The organism is Adlercreutzia sp. ZJ138, from assembly GCF_011038935.1.
Taxonomy (GTDB): domain Bacteria; phylum Actinomycetota; class Coriobacteriia; order Coriobacteriales; family Eggerthellaceae; genus ZJ141.
On the sequence record NZ_JAAKEA010000002.1, the window covers coordinates 109,720 to 134,331 of the forward strand.

A 24,612-nucleotide genomic window follows, 5' to 3' on the forward strand; every position below is an offset into this window, starting at 1 on the left:
ACCACTAAATCAATTTAATCACTCTAGTCGACGCCCATTACGTTCAGCGTACCGCTTACCAAGTTGACGTTCAGCTTCGTATAGCCATCTCCCGCACGGCGCGCGTTGTCGGAAGTGCTTTCCAGTGGCATGTTGCAGTTGAACGAGCCTGTTGTCTTGTCCATTATCAACTCGAATCCTCGCGCGCGGTTAAGTTCGAGCGCAACGACACCCGACGTCACATCAAGGATTGCAATGCGCGGCTGATCGCCCGCACAGCTCACCGAAACATCGCCCGATGCCTGGTCTATCTCCAACTCGCCACCTATTGCCCCGTCAAGCGTCACTTTCCCACTCGAAATATCCAGACCCGCATCGGTACAGGAAAACCCCGACGCCGACAGCTCACCCGAGGCCATCGACAACCCCAGTTCCCGGCAGCCCACTTGGTCAAGTGAATATGTTCCTGAAGCGACATCAACACTCAGTCTTTCCAGACGATCGCTCAACGATACAGGAAGAAGCACTGTCACATCCTTTGCGTCGAAAGCAGCACGTACGCATCCTCCCACGCCGCCGAAAGGCGTGCGGCTGTAACCGATCTCAAGCAGACCGTCTGTAAACGACCAACCGAGTTCGGGTGCAAAGCCTTTGCGAGTTTCGCTCACCTGAATCATACCCGCCGTCTGATTGTCGGGCACCACACGAATCGTTGCATTTCCCGCAAGCCACGAGAAGTCAATACGGCTGACCGTGGTTGCGTCGACCTCAAAACTGCCACTGTGATCGTAACTACGGAATGCCGCAGAAGCGCCCGATAGAGGTATGAACCTCCCACACAGAACCAGTCCACCACAGAGCATCAAGCACAACAACACAATGAGCACGATTTTGATATGCGTATTACGCGTAAGTTTAGCCATTGTTATTCCCCTCTATGCGTGCGGTCTAAAACCAGCATCACCGCTGTTTTCCCGGGACTCATTACTGTGATCGGCCTGCCATTGCTGATCGCGCTCGATCACGCTTACAATCCAATAGTAGAAAGGAATAGTGAGAAAAATGATCCATCCTGGATGCCACCAACCGAAGCAAAACCCCATAATCAAGTACACAACAACGCACACCAACGGGTAGGGAAACGTACGGAGCGGACTTTTTGGTGGCTTCACCTGGACACCTGCGGGATAGGCCACTGACGCAGCAGCTGTCTTTGGGACGCTCGTCGCGGTTGGCGTCTCGGGAACACTTGCCGCAGCCTGTGAGCACTCGGCTACTTCGCGCGACTTGTTTTCGGCAGTCTCGGCAGCATTTTTCGTTTGTTCTTCGGTCGACTTGACACACTCCTGTAACTCGTAACGCACGTTCTCTTCCACCTCGGGACTCACGCGCAAAAGTTCATCAATGGTCACTTCGTACAAGTCAGCCAAGGCGATAAGGTTTCCCATATCAGGAGCCGACTCGGCGCGCTCCCACTTGGAAACAGCTTGGCGCGACAACCCCAGCTTGTTTGCTAAGTCTTCTTGGGAAAGCCCTTGTGCGCGGCGCAGTTCGGCAAGCCGCTGGGCGATCTCGACGTTCATCATAGTTCCCTTTCGCGTCCGTTTGTTCGTCACGTCTCGCCTTTCACCCTACGGTTTCCCCGTTCTCCACTCCACCACCTTATGTGGTCATTTTCCCATAGAACCAAAGATAATCTCTGGCAACCGGCAGTTGCCCCACGCCTGATCTGGTATAACTCAATCTCCCAACAGATATTCCAAAAGTTGCGGACTTCCGGTTTACCGTCGTACTTCTAGCTTACCGTCACAGCAAAGCCCCCCGAACCTGACATGTGTTCGGGGGGCTTATCCAGATAACGCGTCATGCGTTTTGCTCGCCGAGCACCGGCGAGCCTCGCTAGAACCAAAGCTTACAGCGCGGCTACCAGTTCCTCTGTTTCGCGGGCGATGCACATTTCCTCGTCGGCGGAAATAACCAGCGCCTTCACCGGCGAATCGTCAGTGGAGATCACGCGATCGATACCACGACCCTTGTTCTTTTCCGCATCGATCTTCACGCCCAAATGAGCGATAGCTTCGCAGATGTCGCGGCGCATTTCCTCGCTGTTCTCGCCAATGCCGGCGGTGAACACGATAGCATCGGTACCCGGAAGCACTGCCATGAACTGGCCGATGGCCTTCTGTACCGTGTATACGTACATTTCCAACGCCAGCTTCGCATTCTCGTTGCCTTCAGCCGCAGCCTGTTCAAGCTCACGGCAGTCGTTGGAGAAGCCCGACACGCCCAACATGCCCGACTTCTTGTTCATGAGTGCGTCCATGTCATCAGGCGTGGCATCCTCACGACGCATGATGTAGGTGACAATAGACGGATCCATCGAACCGGTGCGGGTACCCATCATGATGCCCTCAAGCGGCGTGAGACCCATGGTGGTGTCGACACAGCGGCCACCCTGCACAGCGCTGACCGAGCCGCCCGAGCCCAGGTGACACGTGATGATGTTCAAATCGGCAACGTCGCGGCCCAGCAGTGCAGCGGCGGTTTCTGCAGCATACTTGTGCGAAGTACCATGAGCGCCGTAGCGGCGAATCTTGTACTCGGTGTAGTACTTCTCGGGCAGTGCGTAGCGATACGCCTTCGGCGGAATGCCCGCAATGTGGAACGCAGTGTCAAACACAACAACCTGCGGGGTATCGGGTGCAGCCTTCATCAGGTACTCGATACACGAAGCCGCCGGCGGATTGTGCAGCGGGGCCAACTCGCCGCAGATCTTCACCTTCTCCAGCACGTCGGCGTCAACCACGGCGGAGCGGTCGAAGAACTCGCCGCCCGACACGATGCGGTTGCCCACGGCATCGATGTCGGCCAGAGAATGTACCGGCGATTCTTCTGCCGAGAAGATAACTTCAAGCAGCTTGTCCAGGCAATCGGCGTGCGAGGCGCCTTCCATGTCGAAATGATGCTTCTCGCTCGACGGCGGGAAACTGACGTTCATGAACGTGCCCGGAGTCGTAATCTTCTCCGCGTTCGACTTCATCAGGCACGCCTTGGTTTCGGTGTCGACAAGCTGGCTTTTCAGCGTCGAGCTTCCCGCATTCACCACGAGTACGATCATTGGTTTCACCTCAATCTTTCCGCGCAAGCAAACGGTGGCCCCATGCCGCCGATGCTCGTCTGCAGTGCGCTAGCTTGCTCATTATAGAAGCTTCACAATACCCCTGTCTAGGGAAACACACGTAAACAACCTGCGGTTTTGTCAGAATCAATGCAAGTCAGCACAAGTCAACGTAAGCAATGGATTTCCTTGACCTTTTCCCCGGCCAAAGATCCTTAAAAGCTATCCCGGTGCACCTTTGCAGCAAGCATCTCATCGACAACGCGCGGCTCAGGATGCTCGGCGCATACGCCAAGCGACAGAATGGCTTCGATCTCATAGCCGTCGGGAATGTCGAGCGAGGCGGCCACATAATCGCGTGTGCTGCGCCCATCAGCCGCCTCACGGCCGCGCCCCTGAATCCAGCAGCTGCCAAGCCCCAATGCGTCGGCGGCTAAGTGCATGTTTGCCATGACAATTGAGCAGTCCTCCACCCACGTGTCAGCTGCGGCAACGTTGGCCACCACAACAATGGCCGCATCGGCTTCGGTAAGCATCTGCGCTCCGGCAGTGCGGCAACTGGCAAGCGATTCAAGCATGCTGCGATCGCGAACTACCACCAACTCCCAAGGACGAATACCCCGTCCGGCTGCCGACAGCAGCCCCGCTTCGATCACACGCTCGATCTTCTCATTGGGAATACGCTCGCCTGCATATGAGCGAACGCTGCGACGGTTGCGCATTGCGGCTAAAACATCGGCACCCGCCTGCGCAGCGTTGCCAGCACGATCGAGCGGAACGATCTCGATCCAACATCCATCGGGGTCTTCAATAAAATAAATGCCCATACGCTCGTTCACAAAGCAGACGCAGCCCATGCGCTCGTGCAGAGCGCGCGCTTCGTCCATGTTGTCAACTGCGAAGGCAAGATGCGTATCACGTCCCCCGTTCACGTAAGGCTCGGTACGTCCACGGTTCCAGGTGAGTTCTACCTGAAAACCCGAATCGTCATTCGCAACGAACACGTTTTCCCATGACCCATCGTCGGGCCCCATACGCCGAACCACCTTCATTCCGAGCGCTTGTTCGTAGAAGGCGAGCGATTTCTCAAGATCGAGTACGTGAATGCAACGGTGAACAGCTCGTGCCTGCATGGGATCCTCCGTTTCGTCCGAGTTGGCATGGTAAGGCAACGCCTTGCGATCATGATACCAGCATAACGACGGTTACCTCGGTTGAGCAATCCGAAGCGTAATGTAAAGGTGTATCATCTGTCTGGCGGCTCGCACTCACGCGCCGCATCTATCGCATGCACCATCGCTCAAGGAGGCACCACCATGAACAACACCGCAATCGCCACTACGAACGCACCGAGCGCCATCGGCCCCTATTCTCAGGCTATCAAAGCAGAAGGCGTGTCCATCAACGTGTCAGGGCAGATTCCGATCGACCCTGCAACCGGTGAGTTCGCAGGCAGCGACATCAAAACGCAGACAGCCCAGTGCTTGAAAAACATCCAGGCCATTCTCACCGAAGCCGGAACCGACATGTCCGCCGTTGTGGAAACAACAGTCATGCTCACCGACATCGCCGACTTTGCCGACATGAACGAGGTGTACGCCACCTTCTTCAATGAGCCTTACCCCGCACGCGCCGCCTTCCAAGTTGCCGCGTTGCCAAAGGGCGCAAGTGTCGAAATCAAGTGCGTCGCTCGCGTGTAAGCGCGCACAACGCACCCTGAAAAAAGGACCCGCGCCGAAACGCGGGTCCTTTTCAATTATCACCTGAAAGGCTTCGCCTTATCCACGTCCCCCCACAGACGGGCTTGGCAGCGCCTTTGCAAGCCTCCCTTATTCGAACTGGGTCGACTCGGTGATCTCGGTGGCCAGGCCGTTCACGGCACGCTCCACCATTTCGCGACGCATCGCATGCTCGTCCTCAGCGGACAGCGTCGGGTTGCCAACCGGATACGGAATAGCAACCGTCGGGACGATACGGTTCGCACCTACAGACTGAGAAATCGTGGTGATGGTAGCCATGTGAACGATGGGGGTACCATAGCGCTCGATTTCCTTAACGATCGTTGCACCGCAACGAGTACACGTGCCTCAAGTGGAGGTGAGCAAGACACCGTCGACGCCTGCGTCGGCCAGCTCCTTGCCAATCTCGATGCCGAACTTCTCGGAGTTGGCAACAGCGGTACCAGTACCGGTGGTGGTGTAGAAGATCTCGTGGACCTTACCGATCTTGCCTTCCTTCTCCAGCTCGCGCAGGATGTCCAGCGGCACAACACGGTCGGCCTTCTCGTTGCAGTACACGGGGTCGAAGCCACCATGAACGGTGAAGTACTCGCCCTTGAGCTCGTCCAGCGCGGAGATGTCGTACTTGTTCCACTGCTGAGCGGAAGCGGACTGCAGACGGTCGGGATTGCCGTTCGGCACAACGCCGCCAGTGGTAACCAAGGCGATGGTGGCCTTGGACAGGTCCTTGATAGCGGCAGCCGGCTCAACCTCGTCAAAGGTGGGCATGGGCAGCTCGGTCTCGAAAGGCTCGTCGTTCAGGCGAGCGAGCAGCATGTTGACGGCACGGGTCGAACCAAGCTCGTCAACCAGGATGCACTCGCGGCGACCCTGTGCATGATACTTGTCGCCCTCGGGGGTGACTTCCTCGCCCAAAGCAAGCTTGTTCACCAAGTTCGCCATGATGGGCAGTGCCTTGCGCATCTTCGCAGCAGCGTCAGCGGTTTCGGCAACCCAAGAGAAGGAGCGGCAGTGCTCCAGGCCCGGGTTCTCAACATACATGCCGGAAACAGGAATGACGCCCAGCTCGTGCGCAACCTGGCAAGCGCCAGCGCACGCGAAGCCATAACGGCCAGCGTTGAAAGCGGGGCCGGCAACCAGGATGTCAGGCTTGTTAGCCTTGATGGTTTCGGCGATGAAGGCCTTAGCCTCTTCCTCGTTCTGACCGAAGAAGTTGTCACCGCAGATAATGGTGCCGATAATCTCGGCGTTGTCAGCGGTGGCAGCAGCAACACCCACGCCGGGGCCGACAACCTCTTCGCGGTACTCGGGAGCGTAGTCAGCCTTGTCCTCGCCACCGATGCCGCCGAAGAACTGGTTCAGATAGAAAATTACACGCTTCTTAGCCATTTACAACCTCCTAGTACAACTTGACCGATGCGTTATGGAAGCCGATCTCGGAGGTAGCGCCGATGACAGCGTTCAGCTCAACCTTCACGCTGCCGTCTTCAGCCACGCAGCCATCCCAGCCGCCAGCCAGAGTCTGAGCGGACTTCAGGTTGCCGATAACCTTGTCGGCGGGCTCGAGCTCGATAACCTTGGAAACGTTGCCAGAGGAAACGACGGCCACGGCCTCAGCGGCGGTGTCGGTCAGCGGCTGGCTGGTGCCATCCCAACCGGAGCACTCGTCAGTGACCAGAGCGGTCTTGATGCCGCGCTTCTCCAGGCGCTTGCAGATCATAACCAGGTCGGAGTCGGGGTTGCCGTAGCCCTCTTCGGACACGATAACGCCGTCGGCGCCCAGCTGGTGGCACAGCTTCGCGGTGTAGTCGCAGTTGCGGAACTTACCGTCGAGCGTGGTCAGCTCAGGCGAGAAGATGTTGCCAATGTAGTTGATGGTCTTGCCATGCTGTGCGTACAGGTCGTGAATCAGCGCGTTGTTCTGATGCTGATACGTGGTGATCTTGTCGCAGGCAGCAACGCAGTTGCCGCTGATTACAGCGTTGTCGATTTCCTCATTGGGATGGAACCAGGTGGGCACAATCTCCTTGAGGTCAACACCATACAAGAAGCCGTCATGCAGCAGGCCCTGGGAGATGGTCATCTCAACGTAGGCAACCTTCGGCAGATCCGGGTACTTAGCAACTTCCTCGGCCATGGTGCCGATTTCGTACACATTGGTTTCGTCGATCGCGGCATCCTTGGCGGCCATACCCACAAACGTGGAAGCACGCAGACCAGCAAGGCGCACAACGCGCTCGTGCGTATGCGGGTCAAGACCGTCAACCGGGGTGATGTCAACCACGATGTTCAGGGTCTTGGAGAACGGGGTCCAACCAGCACCCTCGCCCCACATGTCGATGACGCCTTCCTGGAAGCCGACCATGTCGCCGATGGTGACAATAGCTGCGCCCTTCAGGATGTTGGTAACGCCGTTGCCGCACTCTTCGTACTTGGTGGTAACACCCGGGAAACCGTTCTGGCGGTCAACCCGGTAGCGGGGCTCGATGACGTCCTTAACGGGAACGATACGAGTGCGATCGCCGGGCTTGGCGAAATCGATCTCGACGCTCTTGATCTTGTCGTCCTCGAGAACGCACTGCTTCAGGCCCTCGATGTCGACGGTCAGCACGCCATTTTCAATGCCCATGGCGTCGCCGGCCACCACGTCTTTAACGTGGATCAGATTTTGTTCTAGCCTCAAATCAGAACACCTCCATTCATCTTCTGACTTTTAAAACCGAGACTCATACTCCTCCAATGCGGACAAGTACAGGCTCCTATCTACCCAAGCATAGTCGTCATCATGCTCTGGTTGACGACGACGTCTTGCTGTGGCCGTATCGTATGACAGAATCGAGTCTTCCACGATCTGGCATGCCTCTTGCGAGATTCTGTCCTCTCTCTCCCCGATGATCACCGTGCGAAAGGGCGAGAACATCATTCTGCTGCTGGCAAACAGCGGGTGGCTGATAAGCTCATAGCCTGAATACACCTTGTCACGCACCGTGACGAGCACATCTCTGAACGTGCCCTCTACGAAAAGCACGTCTTCCTCTTCTCGCAAGAGAGGATTGTTCGTCACTATCGTAACAGCTTTCACCTCCTTACTCGATCGGGGTAATACGCTCTATCACACCGTGGCGACCTTGCTCAAAACCAGGAACAAAGCCGCACGCCAACGCAGGCGCAAACGCGCGCTGCACAAGCGGGAACGATAGCGTGGAAAACGGGTTATGCAACGGATTCGATGCATGTCGATTCATCTGAGTAAGAATCGCATCGAAACGGAACTGCGAGCGACCGTCAGCACGTGACGGGCTCACCGAGGTTCAGGGCCGGTGTTTCAAGCCTCGACATGCGAGGTACAAGTGCTCTTCACAGCCTTGCGCTAATGACAGCAAGGCAGGAAGAAACGGAAAAAATCGCTTAGTAGGCAATCTTGCTCCTCGCTGTTTCGAACCCTCGGCACTTCATACCACAGAGAGTGTACCACCTACCGAACACAAGTTACAAGGGTTGACGGACATATTTCTTTAACGCGATAAGTTAAACACCACCGCGCCCACAAACCAACCACGAACCCAAGAGCCCCCGTGCCCGCCGTCAAAACCAAGCGCCCACGAGCACCAACACACCCGACAGCAGAGCCAGAGCCATGCCAGCCGACGCAGCCCCTCTGGCGCAACGGCACGAACGCAAGCCGGCACACACGCTATTTGATAACAAGACGCTCGCGGAACTGACCGACCGACACCATGCTCCCCCGCGTACCTGCCACGCCCGAGGCGTGCGGCGCACCCGCCTTTTCCGCAGAAGCGGCGTTCAATACGTCGTCAAGGGGAAGCGGCTGGTAGTCACTTGGCCAGGTGTCATAAAGCACCACGCCCTCGCTGCACACCTCCAGTGCGGGAACATCAACCTCTTCTCCAAACCGGATAATGTCTGTCACCCACTCCTGCCTGATCTCCCAAATGTTCGCGCACACATTCCAGATGTTCCACTCTTCCAGTTCGAAAATACGGATCCAACTTTCCTCAATGCGGCGAATTTCGTCGGGAAACAAATTGCGATAGCGGTCTTTCGAGAAGTCGAAGCGGCTTTTCACACCAATGCTCTCAAGATGGCGCTTATAATCTTGAGCGTCTTGCTCGTCTTTGGGAAGATACAGCTGATTTAACACGTAATCCCATTTGAAGTTGTCGAAGAAAATAATCTTGTCCCTCGGCACCTCAAGGCAGTACACAAGCGAGCCTTCCTCAGGGCGCATGCAGCTGCGTGGGCTGACGGCGCACCAAATGGGGGCGCGCACGTCGTCGGGCTTGGGTAGCCATCGGGCCGCCTGCCGGGTAAGCCAATCGTATTTCGTCACGAAATACGGAGCGATGTCACCTAAGTGCAGCTCCACGTATGTGCGGTTGTTAACGAACCGGCCGTTTCGCTCAAGCTGGGACAACGTCTTTTCGTTCTGCTTTGTGAAGAGTTTCACTTTTTCCATTTCGTCTCCATCCCAATCGACTTTGTCATCTAGCATGGGGCGAAGCCACAATCGGCTTATCCAGACAGGAGGATCGACCCTATGAGCACGAACGACGCACCCAACCTGATACTTGGAACCGCCGGGCATATCGACCACGGCAAATCTTCGCTCATTCTAGCACTCACCGGCGTTGATCCCGACCGCCTTGCGGAGGAAAAGAAGCGCGGCATTACCATCGAACTCGGATTCGCGCAACTGACACTGCCCGACGGCCGCACCATGGGCGTCATCGACGTGCCGGGACACGAGAAGTTTGTGCGTCAGATGATAGCGGGCGCAACCGGTATCGACGTTGCGCTGTTGGTAATAGCCGCCGACGATGGCATTATGCCGCAGACTACCGAACACATTGCGGTACTGCAAACGCTCGGCGTGCGTTCGTGCGTAGTGGCGCTGACGAAAATCGACATGGTCGAAGAGGAATGGCTCGAGCTGATGACCGAAGACGTACGTGCGTTTTTGGCTGCAACCCCTTATGCCAATGCCCCCATCGTTCCTGTTTCGAGCCGTACCAAACAGGGCCTTGAAGACGTTCGGGAGGCCATAGCGGCCGCATGCACGGAAACGCAGGCACTGCACACGGGCGAGAGCATGCGCCAACCTGTCGATCGCGTGTTTACCATCAAAGGATCGGGAACCGTGATTACCGGAACGCTGTGGAGCGGAACTGTTCGCCCCGACGATGTGGTGGAAATACTGCCCTCAGGAAAGCGCTGCCGCATTAAGTCAGTGCAGATGCACGGGTCTGACGCCCCACTCGCACAGGCAGGCAATCGCGTGGCGCTTAACCTCAACGACGTGAAGACCACCGAAATCCGACCGGGCGATTTCCTGGCAACGCCGGGACTTATCGAGCCGACAACTCGCTTCGACGCCCAGTTCACCTATCTGGACACCGCCAAAACAGGACGCCCGCTGGAAAGCGGCGCACGAATGCACATCGCACATGGCACGAAAGAGGTTATCGGGCGCGTGCTTTTGGCAGATGGACTCAAGCAACTTGCCGCTGGTATGACAAGCTACGCGCAGATTCGCCTGGAAGAACCGCTGCCGGTATCGATGGGTGATCGCTTTATCGTGCGCACGTACTCCCCCGTGCACGTTGCGGGCGGCGGGCAGGTGCTGCTGGCACACCCGCGTCACCGCACAAACCTGCATGGCGAGCAGCTTGTACTGGATGCCCTAACCGACGACAATGTGCAGGCGGCCGTGGAAAACGCACTCGGCCTGCAACCGCAGCCCGTGACCACGCACGACCTCGCGCGCTTCTTCGGTATGGACAGCAACCTCATGGGCGCGTATCTGAGCGCCGCTGTCGAATCGAAGCGCGCGGTTGCGCTTGGAGACACAAGCGAGTACTTCACCTCCCCCGCTACCAAAAAACGTGCGATGGGGCAGATCGAGCGCACACTCATCGAGTTCCACAGCGCTAACCCAGCAGAACCGGGCATGACGAAAGAGGCCCTCAGACAGCAGTGCTTCCCGCGCATGGACGCTGCCTGTTTCGGCTTTCTGCTCGACGAAGCCACCGCTGCAAACATCGCAGTTGCACAAGGCGGACTGATCGGCCACCCGAGCGCCCAGGGAGCACAACAGAAAATCGAAAAACAAGCAGCGGAAAAGCTGCTCACCTGTTTGCGCGAACATGCCGCCACACCGCCCACTTTGAGCGAACTGGCACACGAAGTAAGCGTTGAGCTGCCGCTTGCTCGGCGAGCGATGGCGCGTCTTGCGCAAGAGGGCGCAGCATATCGCGTGTCGAGCGAGCTCTTCTACGATGGCGCGTTCGTTGACGCCTGCAAGCAGCGCATGGCCGCTCACTTCCGAAACGGCGGCGACGGCTCGGTCGGATCACTCAAGGATATTGTCGGCGCAAGTCGCAAATTCGCCGTGCCTCTGCTGGAAGCGTTCGACGCCGAAGGCTTCACGGTGCGCGATGGCGATGCGAGGCGACTGAAGTAACTATGGGTCTATAATGCAGTAAAACGCCGTCGGAAAGCAGGAGGGAAAGCGGAATACCTCCTGCGGTTCTGGGAGTATAATGCGGGAAAACGGAACCAGGGAAACGGGGGCGAGTCGCACCATGGATTATGAGGGACGTATTTGCAATACCCCAGCGGAGAAGGCTTCATTCAAGCTACCGGTTTCTGTGGGCTGTTCCTACAACGCCTGCATGTTCTGTGGCCTGTTCAAGCATCTGCGTTTCCGCGAGCTACCTCTTTCCCAGATTGAAGACGAACTCCTTCGCGTGAAGTCCGTTGGCGGCAAGCCAAAGCGCGTTATGCTCGGCGACGGTAATGCTTTCGACTTGCCTTTTGAGCGCCTGCAAGCTATTTTTGATCTTATTCACCAGCACCTTCCCTCATGCGAGAGTATCTGTGCCGACGCAACGGTGACGGCCATCCTCCGCAAAACCGACGAGCAATTGACACGCCTTGCAAACGACGGGCTAACTATGCTCTACATCGGTGTGGAATCCGGGCTTGATGACGTGCTATCCTTCATGCGGAAAGATCATAACAACACCGAATGTCGCGAGGCCACTGAAAAGTTACATCGCACCGGTATCGACTTCGGAGCTCATATTATGACTGGCGTTGCGGGGGCCGGCCGAGGCATCGAGAACGCTGAAGCGACTGCCCACCTGCTGAACGAAACCCGACCCACCTACATTTGCAACTTCTCGATGATGGTCGGCTTCGAACGCACGCCGCTTGACATGGCAGTACAACACGGTGAATTCATCCCCGCAAGCGAGCTTGAATCACTCGCCGAAGAGCGACACCTCATCAGCAAGCTGAGTATTCCCGTTCGCTACGACGGCTTTCACGACAACATTGCAGTGCGTGTGCGCGGAACACTACCAGATGACCACGATCGCATTTTGTGCGATCTTGATCACCGCATAACGGAAGAAACTGCGCGCCTCGGTCACTGAGCGACTTGTGAGCCAACGCGTCCAGTAAAGCAGCCTATCAGCTCTGATCATACGCATAAAGACGTTTGCTACAGAATGTCACTCTGTTATAATTCGACTATTATACATTTTCTTTAACATTGCTCAGTCATAGGCTGAGCGTGTTTACAAGGGCGGTGGGCATACATGGGGAGGGTTAAATATTCACCTGAAGCGCGAAAGAAAATCGTCGCGTCGTTCGTGGAGGCAACAGCACACATCATCGAGAATGAAGGTCTTGATGCCGTGTCTATCCGCAAAGTCGCTTCGCAAGCAGGCTACAGTAGCGCAACCATGTATTTGTATTTCAGGGATCTTGACGAACTGATAACCATGTCGTCGATCAGCTATCTGCGCGATTATCTGAGTGAGCTTGCCGCCGATGCCGAAACCATGCAAACCGCCGAAGCTGAGTACTTGCACACATGGGAGCTCTTCTGCAAGTACTCGTTCGCAAACGCGCCCATTTTCTTGCACCTATATTTCAAGGATCACAACGACTCTTTGGGCGACATCATCAAGGAATACTATTCGGTGTTCCCCAACGAGCTTGATAAAATCAGCGGAGCTGTACTATCGATGCTACTTTCGGGCGATCTGTACGAACGTACCATCAAAGTGCTCGAACCATACGCCGCCGAACTGGGGTTTTCAGCCGACGAAGCAGCTTTGATCAACGAAATAACCATTGGCTACTATCGCACACTACTGGAAAGCTTCCTTTCACGAGAGGCGACGCCCGAAAATATCGAGAGCACCACCGAACGTTTCATTAGCGCAACTCGCTTCATTCTAGAAAACGGACGCCACAGCGAAGAAGAGGCGTAACGGCCCCTAGGAAACCAGTAGAAAAGTGCATGTCGCACGCACGTGCACTCAAAAAAGGAGGTCGGCTCGTGCCCGACCTCCTTTTTAATTCAAGCAATGTCGCCTGACTGGCTGTGCGACTGCTTAGCCGACGTAACCGGCAGCCTTCAGAATTTCAACCGCCTTCTCGTAGTTGGCGTCACTCATCATAACGAGCGGACCGGTGCAGCCCATGCCCGACTCAGCGTAGATGCCAGCCTTCCACAACTCCTGCACGGCGTCTTCAAGGTCCATGACCTCAATGCCGGGAATGCTCGAGGTGCAGGGCTCCGCAGGCGGTGCCTTAACCTCTTCAGCGGCGGCCTTCGGCTGCGGCTTGCGTTTGGCGATAGCCTCGGCAAGACCAGCCTTCTCGGCAGCGGCAAACTCGGCTTTTGCGATGGCGAACACGCCGTTGCGCACCAGCTCGCCTGCGAACTGCAAAGCGTTGGCCAGAACCGGGGCGCCCGAAGCGCGGGACACAATGAGCACCAGCTTCTCGTAGCCTTTGCCAATGCCCGGGCCATACCCGAAGCCGGTTGCCTCGAAAGAACCGCCCGTATTGAACGACGACAGCATCTTGGTGAGCACGTTGCCCGTCAGCGAGTCGGTAACCAGCACGTCCGGCGTGCCCTGCAGCACGTCGTTACCGCGCAGCACGCAACCGCCATCAGCGCGCGTGGACTCGGCGAAGGTGATGTCGTAACCGTTGTCGGCTAGTTCCTTCAGCGCCATCTCGGTTTGGCGAGCGCCATCGACGTTCAGGATGCCAACCGTGGGATGTGCGATGCCGCACGACTTCGCAACGATAATGCCGTAGATGGCGTTTAAGATCATGCCCTCGATGCGCTCGGCGCTCGACGTGCCCGTGGTGTTGGCGATGAACATTTCCTTGCCGCGAGCCGGCGTGATAGCACGGCCAACGGTGCTCACACCGATAGGGAACGGGTAGTGCATCGTAACAGCACCATCGATCTCGCCGCTCTCGAGCAGCTCGTCCATCTTGGCATGACCCTCTTCGTCATCGGCCACATGAATGGTGGTGACCGACGGATCCTCGAACGAGCCGATATACTGCACGTCGACACCCTTGGCGGCAGCGATGGTGGCCGCAAGCATCGAGTTTTCCTCGCCGTGCTCGCTACCCATGCCCGTCAGTGCAATCTTGGGACGCTTGCCGAAGTTGCCGCTCTCAATGCCGTCGGCCATCTCCAAGAAGATGTCCGCGACTTTCTTTTCCAGTGAGCTCATACTCGGCCCCCTTTATTCGGCGTCGGCGAGCATGCTCTGGGCGAACTCGCGCATCGCACGTGCAACCATGCCGCGGATCTCATCCTCGTTCACCGCCGTGGCTTCCTGCTCGCCGCTATTCTTCTGGATGACGAACGAAGTGCCGTCGAACAAGTTGGTCAAACGACCCAGGAACAGCGAGCCCTTGCCGATGATCATGGCACGCTGGATGTCGCCGTCGAGGATCATGTCGCGGATAAAGCCGATGGAGGGCACGCCCGAGGGGATGTGGCCCTGCGTGGGAGCAAAGCCGGTGATGCCGCGCTCCTTGGCGAAGTTGGCCATATCAGCCTTCTCGATAGCGCCCTTCTTCACGCCCAGAGCGGCGATCATCTTGTAGTTGGCGGCAGGAACGTCACCAGCGCCAGCGGGCTTGGTGATGTCGGGGTTCTGCATCTCGGGAGAGAAGCGGTCAATATCGGTGATGGCCAAGCCGTTCTTCTCCAACGGATCATACACGAGACTCTGGATAACAGCCTGCGGTGCGGAACCGGTGCCTACGGAATGGCGACCGATGATGTCGAGATTGATCTCGGGGTTCACGCCATCGTTAGCGGTGAGCACAACGGCGAAGCCACCCAGCATGTCCTCGAGGATGGGCAGACCCTTCTTCACATGGTCCTTGCCGTTCATGCCCAACTTAGCGGTGCAGCCACCAGCGGTGACAGCAACGCACTTGTACGCACCGGACTGAACGAGGGCAGCGGCCTCAATGAGTGCGTGCGAGGGGCCGGCGCAGAAGCCACGGGAGTCGGAACCAGAGGCGCTTGCCAGGCCGGCGATCTCAGCAGCAGCCTTGGCGAAGTTGCCGCCGCCACGCTGATTCATGTCGCCGCATGCCTCTTCGCAGCAGTCGATAACATACTCGATGTCGGCCTTCTCGATACCAGCGGTTTCAACAACCGTCAGCAGCGCCAGCACGGAGGACGCCTTGGCAACCAGGTTCTCAAGCATGGTGTGAGCGTTCAGGTTGACGTCGATGTCATGGGCGCGCTTCACGCAACCGATCAGCTTGCCATCAAACGACAGCGGCTCGGCATGCTCGTTCTCAACGAGGTCGGCAACAACGCTGGCCTCAACGCCGTCCTTCACGCGAGCGACGATGGTCTCATCGATGACCTTGTTGGCGGCGAACGCTTCTTTCGCACCGGCAACGAACTCGGCATCGAGTTCCACCAGGTCGAACACGTCGCAGGCCTGCAGCAGCAGGTAGAATTCATCTTCGGGCATCATCTGGCCGAATTTGCCGTAACGGTCAGCCACGTCGCAGGTTTCGTTGCACCACGGCTCCGCAACGTCACGCAGCTCATCGGGAGTCTTGTTGCCAATGTAGACCTGGTTCGGCCAGTACGACAGCACCTGATCGAAGGTGCGCAGATGGCTCGGCAGCTCCTTCAGATACTCGCTGTCGGGATTGACCACGCGCTCGGTGGTCTGCGTGGTGCCGTTTTCGATCACCATGTCGGGCGTGTGAACCAGCACGTAGCCGGTTCCCTTAATTACACATTTCATTTCTACCTCCACGAAACGAGGATCGATGACAAAGTCGAAAAGGTAGACCCGAAATATGCCCCGGGCTTCCATAGACTGCCACCGGCCCGCAACTACATCCAATCAAGCTGAAGCGACGACTTGCGCCGCCGCTTCAGCCCTTTACGCATCCGTCTTAGTACTTGCAGAACTCAGAGCGGATGTCGGTCATCTCGGAGACGATATCGTCAACATCGAGAACCATTTCCATCATACCAACCTGATCTTCGTAGACGTCAGCGTCGACTTCTTCCTTGATCTCAGGCTCGCAGATGTGATAGCAGGCGAGTCCCAACTGGACTCCCGTCAACGGACCAGCGAACGTCGGGTCGCCCGCCTCCACTGTCTCAGCAGCGAGGCCGGCAGCTTCTCCCTCAGCCGCGCCCACGATAACAACAACGTTTTCGGGGCCGAACTGCTCGGAGAATTCCTTAACCCTCTTCTGGTTCTCCAGGTCCATTGCACCGGCTGCCGTTCAGACAAAGCACTCCGTTGAGGAGAATACAACCTCGCCACCGGCAGTCTCGACGCAGGCAGAAATCGCCTCGCCGGGTACGCCGTCGCGATCGCCGATAACGACAACCTTCTTATTGGCCAAAATGCTCATTTTCCCTCCTCTCTCTACTACTCGTGTCTTATGGTTCTTTATGCTTCAGACGCTGACAATCAGCGACCGAATCACCGCTGTAACGCGAATGCGCTCAACTGTAACACGTAAACGCAACGCTTAGATATGACGCTTAATCATTTCCTCAACGTTCTCAGGGGTGGCGTCATCCTTGACGAGCTCTTCGATCTTCTGGCCGTTCTCGTAAATGGCGATAGTGGGAAGGCCCAGCACCTGCTGGCCGATAGCCACGCGGCGAGCCTTCGAGGTGTTCATGGAAGTGAACTTCATCTTGTCGCCATACTTCTCGGCAAAGCCGTGTACGTGCGGCATCAGCGCAGCGCAGGGCACGCAGCCGTCGCCGTAGAAGTCAACCAGAACCTTGCCCTCAGCCTGCAGAACCTCGGGCTCAAACGTCTTCTTATCCACATCAAGCATGTTCGTCTCCTTCTTCTTGATCTGTGGTTACTCACAAGCGCTTCGCTTGCTTATCCCGTCTTACTCTTGCTCGTTGATGTACTTCTCGGCCTGCATGGCGGCGATAGCACCGTCAGCAGCGGCCGTAACAACCTGGCGCAGCGTCTTCTTGCGCAGGTCGCCGGCGGCGAACACGCCGGGGATGTTGGTGTGCATGTTGTCGTCGGTAACCACGTAACCGCGCTCCATGTCGATGATGCCCTCGTACAGATCGGTGCCGGGGATCATGCCCACGAAGCCGAACAGACCGAAGATGCCGTCATCTTCGTCAGCCTCGATGGTGGTCAGCTCGTCGGTCTTGGTATTGCGCACGACCATCTTGGCCAGAACGCCTTCGTCGCCGCCAACCTCGTCAACCACGGTGTTCCACATGAAGTCGAGACCCTCGCACTTGAATGCCTTCTCCTGGATGGACTTGGCAGCGCGCAGCTCGTCGCGGCGATGGATGAGGGTAACTTTGCGGGCGAACTTGGTGAGATACATTGCCTCTTCAACCGCAGCGTCGCCGCCGCCGACAACGTACACCTCAAGATCCTCGAAGAAGTTAGCGTCGCAAGTGGCGCAGAAGGAAATGCCCTTGCCCACGAACTGCGCCTCGTTCTTGCAGCCGATGGGGCGGGGATGAGCACCCGTTGCCAGAATGACGGTCTTGGCGCAGTACTCGCCCTTCACGCAGGTAACGCGCTTGACGTCGCCCTCAAGGTCAACGGCAGTGATGGTATCGCTCACGCGCTCGCAGCCGAACTTAGCGGCCTGCTCGGTCATGCGGGCAACCAAGGAAGCGCCGGACTCGTCAATGTCGACGCGCTGGCCGGGATAGTTCTCGATCTCGTCGGTAATGGCGATCTGGCCACCGTCCTGAGACTTCTCGATAATGAGCGTGGAGAGCCTGCTGCGGCCCGCATAAAGGCCGGCCGTCAGACCCGCCGGGCCCGCGCCCAAGACAATGACATCGTAAACGTTTTCCATACCCTACCTCATCTCTCTGTTCAAGGTTTCGAGCTAACCGGTATTCGTAGTATGGGAGTCGAAGCTCACACGCACGACACCGGCCTCATGATAGCGCACTCGCGAACGCACTTCAAGAACGGCGCCGCGCGCACTGATCGCGGTTATTGTATCACCCTCGACACAACTTCACACGCGTAACCGTGATTTTTCGCTATTTCGGGCAGTTGAAGCCCCTGAAATCCCCGAAATAGCACAACTTGAACTGATCGCGGTAATCTTGAGAAGCAACATAATGCCTATGACAGGAGCTTCGAGGTGTCCCACAGCTCATCGAGCTTGTCGAACGAAAGGTCCTGCACGCGTGTGCCTTCTGCCGCCGCCGCACCTTCCATAAACTCCCATCGGCTGCGGAATTTGCGACAGGTAGCGCGCAGCGCCGATTCAGCATCGATGCCCATTTTGTTCGCCACACGGATGAGACTGAACAGTACGTCGCCGAACTCGACCTCGGCGGCCGCCACGCGATCGGCAGCGTCGGGTGCAGCGCAGGCGGACGCATCCATCTTGCCGTTGCCAGCCTTGGGAGCGGCAGCGTACGCCTCGTTAAGCTCGCCAATTTCTTCATACACCTTGTCCCACGTTTCGGCAACATCGCCCCATTCAAACCCGGCCGATGCCGCCTTACGCGCGATCTTTTGCGCCTGCATGAGCGCGGGAAAGCTTGCCGGAACGCTGGCGAGCAGACTTTCCGGAACACGGGCCTCCCCTGTCTGCGACCCGGCACCTGCGGCCTTCTCTGACAGCTTCACCTGATCCCACAGATCGAGCACCTCTGCAGCGCTGCCGGCGTTCACGTCGCCGAACACATGCGGGTGCCGGCGAATAAGCTTGTCATTTACGTCGGCGCACACGTCGTCGATAGTAAACTCACCCGCGTCGGCGGCTATCTGGCTGTGCAGTACCACCTGAAGCATCACATCGCCAAGTTCTTCGCGCAGATGGGAAACGTCTTTCGACTCAATGGTGTCAACGGCCTCATAGGCTTCTTCGATCATGTTGTGTGCAATGCTGGCGTGGGTTTGCTCGCGATCCCACGGGCACCCGTCAGGCGCACGCAGCGCCGAAACCGTAGCGACGAACTGGTTGAACGCCGGATGATTCACCGGATTCTGCACGCGCTCCATCGCGCTTTGCAACTGCTCGCCTTGCTCGTCGCCTCGCTGGTCGTGCGCATCCCCCATGCCGTTTTCCACCTTGTCAGTTTGCCCATTCATGCCGTGCCCCTTTCCCACCGTGCGCTTCATTGCCGTATCGGCCGCCATTATAATGGAATCACCCGACGTACGGCAGGTCGTTGACGAACGCTGGGCGGCACCGCAGCAACGAACCGCAAAGGAGAACCATGCCCGTACTCCACGTAAGCACACTTGATGACCCCCGTCTCGATGCGTATACACGCCTGACCGAAGCGCAACTACGCAACAAGCTGGAACCCGAAAAGGGCCTGTTCATCGCTGAATCGGGCAAGGTGATTGAGCGGGCGTTTTCAGGTGGGGCGCAACCGCTGTCGCTTTTGATGGAGGAAAAGTGGCTCAAATCCCTCGAGTCACTGATCACACGCATGGAAGCCCACTACCCCACCATGCCCGTGTTCGTAGCACCGCACGATGCGCTACAAGAGCTGACCGGTTTCGAGCTGACCCGCGGGGCCTTAGGCGCATTCCGACGGCCCGCATTGCCCAACGTTGAAACGGTGGTGGAAGGCGCACGGCTTATCGCGGTGCTAGAAAACGTAACGAACCACACCAACGTAGGGGCCATCTTCCGGTCGGCCGCAGCGCTCGGCGTTGACGCCGTGCTCGTAACGCCTGAATGCTACGACCCGCTGTACCGACGCGCCGCGCGCGTGAGCATGGGTACCGTATTCCAAGTGCCCTGGACGCGCATCGGTTGCACCGGCCATGTGCAGCATTGCGAAACGAGTGCACCGCAGACAAAACACCACGCCGACGGCACTGTCAACGACGCTGATGCTGCAAGCCAACTTCCTGCGCTAGCGACAGCCCACGCGAGGAAGCGCTCTCCCCTCTCAAATAAAGACGCCCATACACTGGGAAAAAGCGCCTGGGCAACCAGTGGGATTCCTCAACTGAAGCAGCTTGGTTTCACCACAGTAGCGCTCGCGCTTTCCGACAATTCGGTGAGTTTGGATGACGCGCGCCTTGCCGCCTGCGAGAAAATAGCCCTGGTGCTGGGAACCGAAGGTGACGGCCTCGCGCCCGAAACCATCGCCCAATGCGACTTCACTGTGCGTATTCCCATGGCGCATGGGGTCGATTCCTTAAATGTGGCCGCCGCCAGCGCCGTTGCCTTCTGGGAGCTCCGAAAGCGATAGAAGCCACCCACACGTAAGCTACCCACACGTAAGCTACCCACACGTAAGCAAGCAAAACAAACGCAAGGGCTGCGAAAACCCGGTTCGCAGCCCCTCCATGCATCCTACTATTTGGCCTGATAGTTGGGAAGATCGTAAACCATTCGAGCCGTTTAGATCATCAGCTCCGATACCGCTTGCGAGAACGCCAGCGGGTCGTCAACTGGGAGTCCTGCCATCAGCAACGCCTGGCCGTACAGCAGATCGGTGTAGGCACGTACCTTGTCGACGTCCCCCGAATCCTGTGCGGTCTTCAGCGCTTCAAACACTGCGTGCTTGGGGTTTACCTCCAGCACACGCTGCGACTTCATGCCTTCAGCGTCGGGCGTGCCGGCAAGCGTCTTCTCCATTTCGATGGAGATGGGGCCTTCCGACACCAGACACACCGGCTCGTCGGTCAGACGAGCTGACACGGCCACCTTTTCCACCTTGCCGTCAAGGGCACTGGTCATAGCCTCGAAGAGGTCTTTATTGTCTTCAGTGATAGCTTTTGCCGCTTCCTTTTCCTCTTCGGTGGAAATGTCAAGGTCGGCATCGGCTACACTCTTAAACGGCAGCGGTGCCGCGGGCTCAGCATCGTCGGCGTCGTCGGTCTTCGGCGCTTCGTAGCCGTACATCATCTGGAACGTAAACTCGTCGACATCCTGCGTGCACAGCAACACATCATAACCCTTCGACAGTACCGTTTTCACCGCCGGCATGTTCTGCAGGTGCTCCACCGAGTCGCCCGCAGCGTAGTAGATGGCATCCTGTCCCTCAGGCATGGCGGCGGCATACTCGGCCAGTGTGACCTGCTTCTGCTGTTTGGCAGAATGGAACAGCAGCAGATCGGCCAGCGGATCGCGCGCCTGACCATAGGTGGCATAGATGCCGTACTTCAGGCCGCGGCCGAAGTTCTCGAAGAACTTCTCATAAGCTTCACGGTCGTTGTCGCGCATATTCTGCAACTCGGAAGTAACCTTTTTCTCAACACGTTTGGCGATAGCGCGCAACTGGCTGTTCTGTTGCAACGTTTCGCGCGAAATGTTCAGCGTAAGGTCTTGGCTGTCAACTACGCCACGCACGAAGTTGTAATAGTCGGGCAGCAGGTCTTCACACTTTTCCATGATAAGCACGTTGGAACTGTACAGCGCCAAGCCCTTCTGGTAGTCCTTGCTGTAGAGGTCCCACGGAGCCTTGCTCGGCACGAACAGCAACGCGTCGTAAGACAGAGCGCCTTCGGCGTGGATGGTAGTCACGCGAGCAGGATCGGCGAAGTCGTGGAACTCGGATTTGTAGAACTCGTTGTACTCTTCGTCGGTAACGTCGGACTTGCGGCGCTTCCAGATGGGAATCATGGAGTTGATGGTTTCAAGCTCGGTGTAGCTTTCGCGCTGCGGCACGTAGTCGTCACCAGCGTCGTCGGGCTTGGGTAGCTCGCGACTCTTCGTCACGTTCATCTGCACAGGATAACGCACGTAGTTGCTATAGCGCTTGATGAGACTCTTCAGGCCGTATTCCGACAAGAACGTGTCGAAGCTCTCGTCGTCGGTGTCGTCCTTCAGCGTGAGAATGACGTCAGTGCCGTGCGTATCGCGCTCGGCAGAGGTGATGGTGTAGCCCTCGATGCCGTCGCTTTCCCACGCCCATGCTTCGTCGGTGCCAAAGGCGCGTGACACCACGCGCACATGCTTGGCCACCATGAACGACGAGTAGAAACCTACGCCGAACTGGCCGATGATGTCGACGTCGCCGCCCTGCGCCTCGTCGTTTTCGGCCTTGAACGCCATGCTGTCGGAATGCGCGATGGTACCTAGGTTCACATCGAGGTCGTCCTTACCCATGCCGATGCCGTTGTCGGACACGGTGACAGTGCGCGCATCCTTGTCAAACGACACACGAATGGCCAGGCTATCCTTGTCAAGCTGCACGGTGTCGTCCGTAAGACTGCGGAAGTACAGCTTGTCAACCGCGTCGGAAGCGTTTGATACGAGCTCGCGCAGGAAAATCTCGCGATTCGTGTAGATGGAGTTGATCATGAGGTCGAGCAGCTTCTTGCTCTCGGTTTTAAACTTGCGCATGAACGCCTTCCTTTCAGTATGTTTAGCACTCACAGCCTTCGAGTGCTAATCGAGAAGGATTGTACCGCACGCGCATCATGCGTCAAGTTTGTCGAGCGGCGCGTTCATGGAAGGTTCATAGCACCGGGTCCCCTTCTTCGAAGAGGACCCATGGCGATAGTTGTTTTGTGATGAAGCGTGCAGTGCAGCGGGTGAAGTTTACCGCTTAAACTGGCGATTAGAAGATGTCATACACGCTGTATACGTACTCTGCTTCTTCCAGGAAGGATTCTTCCTCAACCACCCAGGAATCGCCCTTCTTATCAAGCTCGAAGCACAGGAAGTACTCCTCTGGGGTCGCCTGCGTCTTGGCGTTTTCCAGGAACTCGGCAAGCTTTGCCTTCGCTTCCTCGTCACTGGCCACGCCGCCTTCGCTCTGATTGAACGCGTCAACCTGCTCACCCACTGAATCTATGAGCGCATTGATCGTGATGCATGATGTGTCAGCAAACGCCTCGGCATCAGCGCCGTCCACATATACACCATCGGTATCGAGTTCGCACTGAAGCGTACCAACGCTCCACTTCACCAGCTCGGTCGGATCGACGCCGATGTCGGTGAGACTGTAGTCGAACCAGCTCTTGAACTCGGCATCGGCCTCGGCTGCCATAGCCTGGATCATAGTGTCATCGGGATTCTTCAGGCGATCGAGCCCTGCCTGTGCGGCTTCGGTTGCTGCTTCGGTTTCAGCGTCGACCGTACCGGATTCGAACGAGGTCACAGGCGCAGCGGTGTCCTCAACGTTGATATCGCTTATGTCGGCTGCAGTGCAGGAGATAACAAGTATGAAAACTATAAGGATCGCCGAAATGACAGATCCGATGATGCCGCAGATCTTGCCTGCTTTCGCCCTGCCATCGGGACCGAACTTCTTCGTGTACTGCGACGACAGCACGATGGCGATAATACCGAACAGCAAACTGCCTAACACGATAGAAATGATGCCGAGCACCAGCGACGCCGTCGCCTTGCCGCGACCCTTGCCGTCGTTGTTCATCTGCGCGTAAGGAATGGGCTGCTGAGGCATGCCGCCATACGGGGGCATGCCGGACGGCCCAGGCGCAGCGCCGTACGGAGGCATGCCATCCGGTTGCTGGGGTACACCACCTGGTTGTTGAGGTGCTCCGTAGGGAGGTTGACCAGCGGGCATTCCCTGCGTCGGCTGCGGGAGCGCGTAAGGGCCACCCACCGGCGCGCCATAGGGGTTCGTGGGTTGCTGCGGTTGCTGGAGTTGCGGGATCGGAGGCTGTTGCGGTTGCGGGACCGGAGGCTGTTGCGGCTGCGGGGCCGGAGGCTGTTGCGGCTGCTGCGGAGCCGGAGGCGCGCCGTAGGGGCTCGCAGGGAAGGCGCCGCCCTGACCAGGCTGGGCAGGATAGCCACTCGGCGCGACGGGAACACCGTACGGAGAAGACACCGGAGCAGCAGGCTCAACGGGAAACACGGGAGCCGCAGGAGCTGCGTCGTCGACGGGAGCCGCGGGTTCGACGGATTCCGCCGACACAACCGGCTCGACAGACTCGATGGACTCCGTCGGCAGAGCCGGCTCGACGGGAGCCACGGGTTCTGGTATGACAGAATCGCTTTCGGGCACCTGACCTGCAGCATCACGAGCAACGGGTGTTCCACAAATCGGACAGAACGCCGCATCATCGGTAAGTGTGCGCCCGCAGTGGGAACAATTGATGTATCCCATGATTTCTCCTAACTTAGAAGTGCCGGAATATCGGTTCTTTCAGTATAGCAACCATTCAAGCGCTCCAACCAAGCAAAAGACGTACGAGACGTTTTTCTGCATAGCGACACGGCACGCAACAAACGCGTCGCAGGTTGCGTTATTCAGAAAAGTGCAGGGCGTTGATATCCATACCAAGTGTCAAACCCTACCCTTACGGAAGTGAAATCAATTTCACTTCCGTAAACGCTATACTACAGGAAGTGAAGGGATCAACAGAAAAGACTTCCATGACAGAGTGATCCTGTTGATGTTTCTTCCCTGTGTCGAGTTCATAATGTGCTCAGGGTTGATACGGAAGAGACCAAAGGACTTGCGATTACGAACAGAGCTGC

At 57.4% G+C, this 24,612-nt stretch carries 21 protein-coding genes; 5 read left to right on the forward strand and 16 right to left on the reverse strand.

What is annotated here, in order from left to right:
• Positions 1 to 23: 23 nt before the first annotated feature.
• From G7Y43_RS01390 to G7Y43_RS01405, 4 genes are all read right to left on the reverse strand, one after another.
• Positions 24 to 902 carry a DUF4097 family beta strand repeat-containing protein gene (locus G7Y43_RS01390; protein WP_165043297.1) on the reverse strand — a complete coding sequence of 293 codons (879 nt, stop codon included), beginning with the start codon at positions 900 to 902 and terminating at the stop codon, positions 24 to 26.
• 12 nt (positions 903 to 914) lie between these two features.
• A complete protein-coding gene (locus G7Y43_RS01395; RefSeq protein ID WP_241158096.1) occupies positions 915 to 1,595 on the reverse strand; it encodes a helix-turn-helix domain-containing protein in 681 nt (226 codons plus the stop codon).
• A 296-nt stretch (positions 1,596 to 1,891) separates the two neighbouring features.
• Entirely contained in the window at positions 1,892 to 3,097 is a 1,206-nt protein-coding gene (locus G7Y43_RS01400) for an acetate/propionate family kinase (protein ID WP_165043421.1), read from the reverse strand.
• 215 nt (positions 3,098 to 3,312) lie between these two features.
• Positions 3,313 to 4,230, reverse strand: a complete 918-nt coding sequence (locus G7Y43_RS01405; RefSeq protein WP_206215069.1) for a nitroreductase family protein — start codon at positions 4,228 to 4,230, stop codon at positions 3,313 to 3,315.
• Positions 4,231 to 4,413: 183 nt separating this feature from the next.
• On the opposite strand from G7Y43_RS01405, the gene G7Y43_RS01410 reads away from it, so the two are divergent.
• Positions 4,414 to 4,797: a RidA family protein gene (locus G7Y43_RS01410; protein WP_165043299.1), complete on the forward strand. Its 384-nt coding sequence runs from the start codon at positions 4,414 to 4,416 to the stop codon at positions 4,795 to 4,797.
• A gap of 129 nt (positions 4,798 to 4,926) precedes the next feature.
• Here the strand turns inward: G7Y43_RS01410 and G7Y43_RS01415 are convergent, their stop codons facing one another.
• The 4 genes from G7Y43_RS01415 to G7Y43_RS01430 form a co-directional block, all read right to left on the reverse strand.
• Entirely contained in the window at positions 4,927 to 6,225 is a 1,299-nt protein-coding gene (locus tag G7Y43_RS01415; RefSeq protein ID WP_165043301.1) for a glycine/betaine/sarcosine/D-proline family reductase selenoprotein B, read from the reverse strand.
• 10 nt (positions 6,226 to 6,235) lie between these two features.
• The gene (locus G7Y43_RS01420) at positions 6,236 to 7,519 is read right to left on the reverse strand and encodes a glycine/sarcosine/betaine reductase component B subunit (RefSeq protein ID WP_165043303.1); all 1,284 of its coding nucleotides are present in this window, start codon (positions 7,517 to 7,519) and stop codon (positions 6,236 to 6,238) included.
• Positions 7,520 to 7,549: 30 nt separating this feature from the next.
• Positions 7,550 to 7,900 carry a GrdX family protein gene (locus G7Y43_RS01425; RefSeq protein WP_165043305.1) on the reverse strand — a complete coding sequence of 117 codons (351 nt, stop codon included), beginning with the start codon at positions 7,898 to 7,900 and terminating at the stop codon, positions 7,550 to 7,552.
• Positions 7,901 to 8,530: 630 nt separating this feature from the next.
• Complete coding sequence (locus G7Y43_RS01430) at positions 8,531 to 9,349, reverse strand: DUF3841 domain-containing protein (protein WP_165043307.1); 819 nt, start codon at positions 9,347 to 9,349, stop codon at positions 8,531 to 8,533.
• A gap of 45 nt (positions 9,350 to 9,394) precedes the next feature.
• On the opposite strand from G7Y43_RS01430, the gene selB reads away from it, so the two are divergent.
• From selB to G7Y43_RS01445, 3 genes are all read left to right on the forward strand, one after another.
• Positions 9,395 to 11,317 carry a selenocysteine-specific translation elongation factor gene (gene selB, locus G7Y43_RS01435; protein ID WP_165043309.1) on the forward strand — a complete coding sequence of 641 codons (1,923 nt, stop codon included), beginning with the start codon at positions 9,395 to 9,397 and terminating at the stop codon, positions 11,315 to 11,317.
• Positions 11,318 to 11,438: 121 nt separating this feature from the next.
• On the forward strand, positions 11,439 to 12,293 hold the full coding sequence (locus G7Y43_RS01440; RefSeq protein ID WP_165043311.1) for a radical SAM protein: 855 nt from the start codon (positions 11,439 to 11,441) through the stop codon (positions 12,291 to 12,293).
• Between the two features lie 165 nt (positions 12,294 to 12,458).
• Positions 12,459 to 13,139: a TetR/AcrR family transcriptional regulator gene (locus tag G7Y43_RS01445; protein ID WP_165043313.1), complete on the forward strand. Its 681-nt coding sequence runs from the start codon at positions 12,459 to 12,461 to the stop codon at positions 13,137 to 13,139.
• A 123-nt stretch (positions 13,140 to 13,262) separates the two neighbouring features.
• Here G7Y43_RS01445 and grdD read toward each other — a convergent pair whose 3' ends face one another.
• The 6 genes from grdD to mazG form a co-directional block, all read right to left on the reverse strand.
• On the reverse strand, positions 13,263 to 14,408 hold the full coding sequence (grdD, locus tag G7Y43_RS01450) for a glycine/sarcosine/betaine reductase complex component C subunit alpha (RefSeq protein ID WP_165043315.1): 1,146 nt from the start codon (positions 14,406 to 14,408) through the stop codon (positions 13,263 to 13,265).
• A gap of 12 nt (positions 14,409 to 14,420) precedes the next feature.
• Complete coding sequence (gene grdC, locus G7Y43_RS01455; protein ID WP_165043317.1) at positions 14,421 to 15,959, reverse strand: glycine/sarcosine/betaine reductase complex component C subunit beta; 1,539 nt, start codon at positions 15,957 to 15,959, stop codon at positions 14,421 to 14,423.
• Positions 15,960 to 16,113: 154 nt separating this feature from the next.
• Positions 16,114 to 16,584 (reverse strand): glycine/sarcosine/betaine reductase complex selenoprotein A, encoded by a 471-nt coding sequence (gene grdA, locus G7Y43_RS01460; RefSeq protein ID WP_165043319.1) that lies wholly within the window; start codon positions 16,582 to 16,584, stop codon positions 16,114 to 16,116.
• A 120-nt stretch (positions 16,585 to 16,704) separates the two neighbouring features.
• Positions 16,705 to 17,022 carry a co-chaperone YbbN gene (locus G7Y43_RS01465; RefSeq protein ID WP_165043320.1) on the reverse strand — a complete coding sequence of 106 codons (318 nt, stop codon included), beginning with the start codon at positions 17,020 to 17,022 and terminating at the stop codon, positions 16,705 to 16,707.
• Positions 17,023 to 17,082: 60 nt separating this feature from the next.
• Positions 17,083 to 18,030, reverse strand: coding sequence for a thioredoxin-disulfide reductase (gene trxB / locus G7Y43_RS01470; RefSeq protein WP_165043322.1), 948 nt, complete (start codon positions 18,028 to 18,030; stop codon positions 17,083 to 17,085).
• A gap of 278 nt (positions 18,031 to 18,308) precedes the next feature.
• Complete coding sequence (mazG, locus tag G7Y43_RS01475; protein ID WP_370514624.1) at positions 18,309 to 19,286, reverse strand: nucleoside triphosphate pyrophosphohydrolase; 978 nt, start codon at positions 19,284 to 19,286, stop codon at positions 18,309 to 18,311.
• Between the two features lie 128 nt (positions 19,287 to 19,414).
• On the opposite strand from mazG, the gene G7Y43_RS10625 reads away from it, so the two are divergent.
• Positions 19,415 to 20,407 (forward strand): RNA methyltransferase, encoded by a 993-nt coding sequence (locus tag G7Y43_RS10625; protein WP_241158097.1) that lies wholly within the window; start codon positions 19,415 to 19,417, stop codon positions 20,405 to 20,407.
• 152 nt (positions 20,408 to 20,559) lie between these two features.
• Here G7Y43_RS10625 and htpG read toward each other — a convergent pair whose 3' ends face one another.
• Together htpG and G7Y43_RS01490 are read right to left on the reverse strand one after the other, a co-directional pair.
• Positions 20,560 to 22,506, reverse strand: a complete 1,947-nt coding sequence (gene htpG, locus G7Y43_RS01485; protein ID WP_165043324.1) for a molecular chaperone HtpG — start codon at positions 22,504 to 22,506, stop codon at positions 20,560 to 20,562.
• 217 nt (positions 22,507 to 22,723) lie between these two features.
• Positions 22,724 to 24,238, reverse strand: coding sequence for a zinc-ribbon domain-containing protein (locus tag G7Y43_RS01490; RefSeq protein ID WP_165043325.1), 1,515 nt, complete (start codon positions 24,236 to 24,238; stop codon positions 22,724 to 22,726).
• Positions 24,239 to 24,612: the final 374 nt, after the last annotated feature.